Annotated in this window: 5 protein-coding genes; all 5 read left to right on the top strand. The window is 68.8% G+C overall.

From position 1 onward, the window contains the following. Positions 1-213 (top strand): hypothetical protein (locus tag TBU01S_RS22455; RefSeq protein ID WP_217999690.1); only part of this gene is annotated, 213 nt, incomplete at its 5' end. A gap of 14 nt (positions 214-227) precedes the next feature. Further along, positions 228-1,394, top strand: coding sequence for a hypothetical protein (locus TBU01S_RS22450; RefSeq protein WP_068639709.1), 1,167 nt, complete (start codon positions 228-230; stop codon positions 1,392-1,394). Beyond that, positions 1,391-1,711 (top strand): hypothetical protein, encoded by a 321-nt coding sequence (locus TBU01S_RS22445; protein ID WP_068639708.1) that lies wholly within the window; start codon positions 1,391-1,393, stop codon positions 1,709-1,711. The genes TBU01S_RS22450 and TBU01S_RS22445 overlap by 4 nt, the downstream gene beginning before the upstream one ends. Positions 1,712-1,717: 6 nt before the next feature. Next, positions 1,718-2,152, top strand: a complete 435-nt coding sequence (locus tag TBU01S_RS22440) for a hypothetical protein (protein ID WP_068639707.1) — start codon at positions 1,718-1,720, stop codon at positions 2,150-2,152. Positions 2,153-2,168: 16 nt separating this feature from the next. Beyond that, on the top strand, positions 2,169-3,998 hold a 1,830-nt coding region (locus TBU01S_RS22435; protein ID WP_068639706.1), incomplete at its 3' end, for a hypothetical protein.

Here is a 3,998-nt window from a genome sequence, read left to right as displayed (position 1 = left end):
GCGGCGGACGGTTCGGGCGGCGTGCCCTACCTGCTCATCCCCGCGGCGGCCAATGGCGGCGGCTGGATCACCGGCAACGTCGTGCGCATCAACACCGTCGGCGCCATTGCAGACGTCTGGATCGCCCAGAGCATCCAGCAATCCGACGCCCCGGCCGGCGACGGCGCCGACGGCTGCGAGCTGTACGCGCTGGGCAATGTCGACCGCCCCTGACATAGGAGATCCCGATGAAAGCCGATACCTCGGTCAAATGGTTTCACCACGAAATGGCTGCATCCCCGGTGCTGCGCGGCCAGGCCGGCGCGCTGATCGAGCTGCTCGATGCCACGCTGGTCAACGGCTTCGACGTGCGTGTCGTCAACAGCCTGGTGGTCGCCGATGGCGTGGCCACGGCCACGATCAGCGCCGGCCACGCCTATCTGCAGCACGCGGTGATCGCGCTCTCGGGTGCCACGCCGGCCGGGCTCAACGACGAATGGCGCATCAAGTCGGTCGCCGGCAACACGTTCAGCTTCGACTGCGATCTACCCGACGGCACGGCCACGGGCACGATCACCGTCAAGATGGCGCCCGCCGGCTGGGCCAAGGTGTTCGCGGGTGCCAACAAGGCGGTGTATCAGTCCACCGATCTGGCGGGTACGCAGATGTTTCTGAGGGTGGATGACGCCGGCACCACAAATGTCGATGTACGCGGATATGAACAGATGTTCGATGTCGACACGGGTACCGGGATGTTCCCGAGTAGTGGCACTACCAGCAACTGGCCAAAACACAACAACAATTCGGGGGGATCAACTCCGTTGCCGTGGTCATTGATCGGCGACCGCAGGCTGTTTCACTATGCGCCCGCTTGGCACACCAGTACGCAGTATGCAGGCAAAGCGGCCATTTACAGGTTTGGGGATGCCATCGGCTATCTGGACGGTGATGCCTATCACTGCATCATCGCAAGCATGCAAGCCGTAGCCTCCGGCAACATCCCGTCGGTGGCGTCATCTACCTTTTACGGCCTATTTGGGGCGAATGGCGGATGCTGGTTGGCGCGGGGTTTCGATCAATCAGGCGGTGTGATTGAGCAGAGCCATAAGAGCGCCGTCGAGCACGCGGGCGGGACAGGCTCAGGAGAATCAGCCCGCCTGCTCCCGATTGACGGCAAGATGCACTACAGCCCTGTGTTTATCACCGATGGTCGTGGTAGCTCCGTACCTTTGCGGGGGCAGGTCCCTGGCTATTACATCGCCCATGAACAATCCCCTGTCGTCTTGCCGAATTTTGGGATTGAGCGCATCTCCGGGCGGCTCTTGATGCGTGTCAGGGTTGGTGCTACGGCAGATTCAGGCGCTTACGTCGAGCGGCGCTTCGTGGCCTTCGACATCGAGGGGCCGTGGAGATGAGCGCGGTAATCATCGACCGGCTGCTCACCAGCGCACGCATCGACACCGGCCTGATCGGCTATCTCGATGTCGACACCGTCATTGCCGGCCTGCCCGACCAGCCCGTGCCGCGCCGCGTGCAGCTCTTCGTCGCCGCCAATGCGCTCGGCACGGTGTTCCCGACGGCGTCCCTGGTCGCGACCCAGGTGACCGGCGACGACGGCCGCTGCCGCTTCGAGCATCTCGACCCCGCGCAGCGTTATGGCGTCATCGCCTACGACCACACCGGCGAGCACGACCCGGTCATCAAGACCAACCTCATTCCGAGCGTACCCTGATCAATCATGGACATTTCCACCGCCCACGCCGCGGCGCGCGCCGAGGCCGCCCGCGTGCCCGCGCTGCAGGCCAGTCTGGCGCGGCTCGATGCCGTACCCGGCCCCGCATCCATCACGTTCTACGCCGCGCCGCGCCCCGATCCGGGCGAGCCGCCCGCCGGCGATGCGCTGGTGACCATCCCGTTGCAGCAGCCGGCCGGCGCGATCAACGAAGCGGCCCGCACGATCGAGCTGGCCGTGCCCATCGAAGGCCAGATCACCGGCGCCGACCCGGACGACGGCACCGACGCGGTTTGGGCGCGCATCACCGATGGCGCGGGCGCCTGGTGGGGCGATTGCAGCGTGTCGGATGCCAGCGGCGCAGGCGAGATCAAGTTGATCTCCACACTGCTGCGCAACGGCGCGTTCGCGCGCCTGGTCTCCGCCGTGTTTGCGGGCTGATCTGGCTCTCTGACGCATGACGATCCGCCTGCGCTTCGTCACACCGCAATCAGCCACGCCCGGGCTGGCGCGGCTGCGCTTCGGTGCCGGCGGGCAGGCGCAGGATGCGGTCGGAGAGCTGGCGTGCGCATTACTCGCACCCGCGCTGGCGCCGCTGGCCCTGGCTGCGCACGGCGATGCGGCCTTCGTCGTGCATGGGGCGTTGTCGGCCGCACTGCCGCCGCCGGGACTGCAGCTCTCGTTCGAGGCCGATGGGCGTCTGCCGCCCGTACTGGGGGCGCTCGATGCCACGCTCCCGGCGCCCGGCCTGGCACTGGCGCCGGCGCTGGCCGGCGCGACGGCGACGCCTGCGTACCTGCTGGCTGCATTACCCCCTGCGCCGCTCGCCTTGGCACCGTCCGCCGTCGCGCATCAAGGGCAAAACCTCGCCCTGGCTGCCTCGTTGCCGGCTGTCGTGCTGGCCTCGCCCGATGCCGCCGTCGATGTCGAGCAGGACATGGCGCTGATCACGGACACCCCGACGGCCTTGGTCACGCGGGTGCAGCAGGCTGAGCAGCATGCCGCGTCGAGCGTCCTGGCACAGCAATCCATGCTCCCCAGCGCCACCGCGTTGTGCGCCCGGATGCACACTGCGGCCGTCCTGGCCAGCCGCGCGGGCCTGCCGCATCAGGAAACGCAGCGTGTGGCACGGTCCCTCGATGCGCGGTGGGCGCACGGCCTGCGCGTTGGCGGGCGCGCCGCCGCACCGCAGCGCGACACCGCGCGCAGCCGGCGGGGGGCTGTGCTGCCCGTCGCCCAGGCCCTGCCGGCCGGCGGCCGCTCGAACGCGCAGCAGCAGGAGATGGCGCGCAGCGCGCGGCCCCTGTCCGCCGGCCAGCAATCCGCCGAGGCGTTGGCGCAGGTCATTGGTACGGCATTCCGGTTTCTGGGGGATCGACTCGGTGTGGCGCTGGCGATGCCGCATACGCACGGCATCCATCCGCCGCCCGGCTACTGGCGCCCCGAGCCCGGCACCGGGCCGGACCTGCGGCCGGCCCGTGTCGTCCTCCTGCGCTTCTGCCACGTCCGCGATGGCACGGCTCACCTGGTCTTCGGCTGCCGGCAGCCCGGCGTCGGCCCCATCATCATCCCCATCCGGAGAACCTACACCGTGCTCAACACCGTCTCGCTCACGCTCGCCGGCACGGGCGAGCCCATCGAGCACACCAGTCTTTCCCTGCGCCTGGACATCGACTCCTGGGCCTGGGGCTGGTCGGCCACGGTGCCGGCCACCTACCTCGACCTACTGCGCCCCGACCCGGAAGACGGCTGCAAGGAGGTCATGGCCACGATCAACGGCCAGGCGCACAGGCTGCTGGTCGAGACCCTGTCGCGCGAGCGCCGCTTCGGCCGCGCCGAACTGCGCATCGGCGGCCGCAGCCGTGCCGCGCTGCTGGCCAGCCCGTATTCGCCGACCATCGTCCGGCTCAACACCGAGGCCCGCACCGCCCAGCAACTGATGGATGATGCGCTGACCGACAACGGTGTGCCGCTGGGCTGGACGCTCGACTGGCAGATCACCGACTGGCTGGTCGATGCCCACGCCTGGTCGCACACCGGCAGCTACATGGATGCCGCGATCCGCATCGCCGAGGCCGCCGGCGCCGTCATCCAGCCGCACGCCACGGCCGACATCCTGCGCGTGCTGCCGCGCTACCCCGCCGCGCCCTGGGAGTGGGCCAGCCTGACGCCCGACATCGCCATCCCGGAAAACGTCATCACCGTCGAAGGCATCGACTGGGCGGACAAGCCGCGCCACGACGCCGTGTATCTGGCCGGCAGCATCCTCGGCCACGTCACGCGCACC

The sequence above is a fragment of the Thauera butanivorans NBRC 103042 genome (genome assembly GCF_001591165.1).
Classification (GTDB): domain Bacteria; phylum Pseudomonadota; class Gammaproteobacteria; order Burkholderiales; family Rhodocyclaceae; genus Thauera; species Thauera butanivorans.
This window is presented reverse-complemented; position numbering and strand designations above follow the sequence as displayed.

Excerpts from the sequence above, each read along its gene's own strand:
- TBU01S_RS22445 (WP_068639708.1), top strand. The coding sequence starts at position 1,391 with ATGAGCGCGGTAATCATCGACCGGCTGCTCACCAGCGCACGCATCGAC.
- TBU01S_RS22440 (WP_068639707.1), top strand. The coding sequence starts at position 1,718 with ATGGACATTTCCACCGCCCACGCCGCGGCGCGCGCCGAGGCCGCCCGC.
- TBU01S_RS22450 (WP_068639709.1), top strand. The coding sequence starts at position 228 with ATGAAAGCCGATACCTCGGTCAAATGGTTTCACCACGAAATGGCTGCA.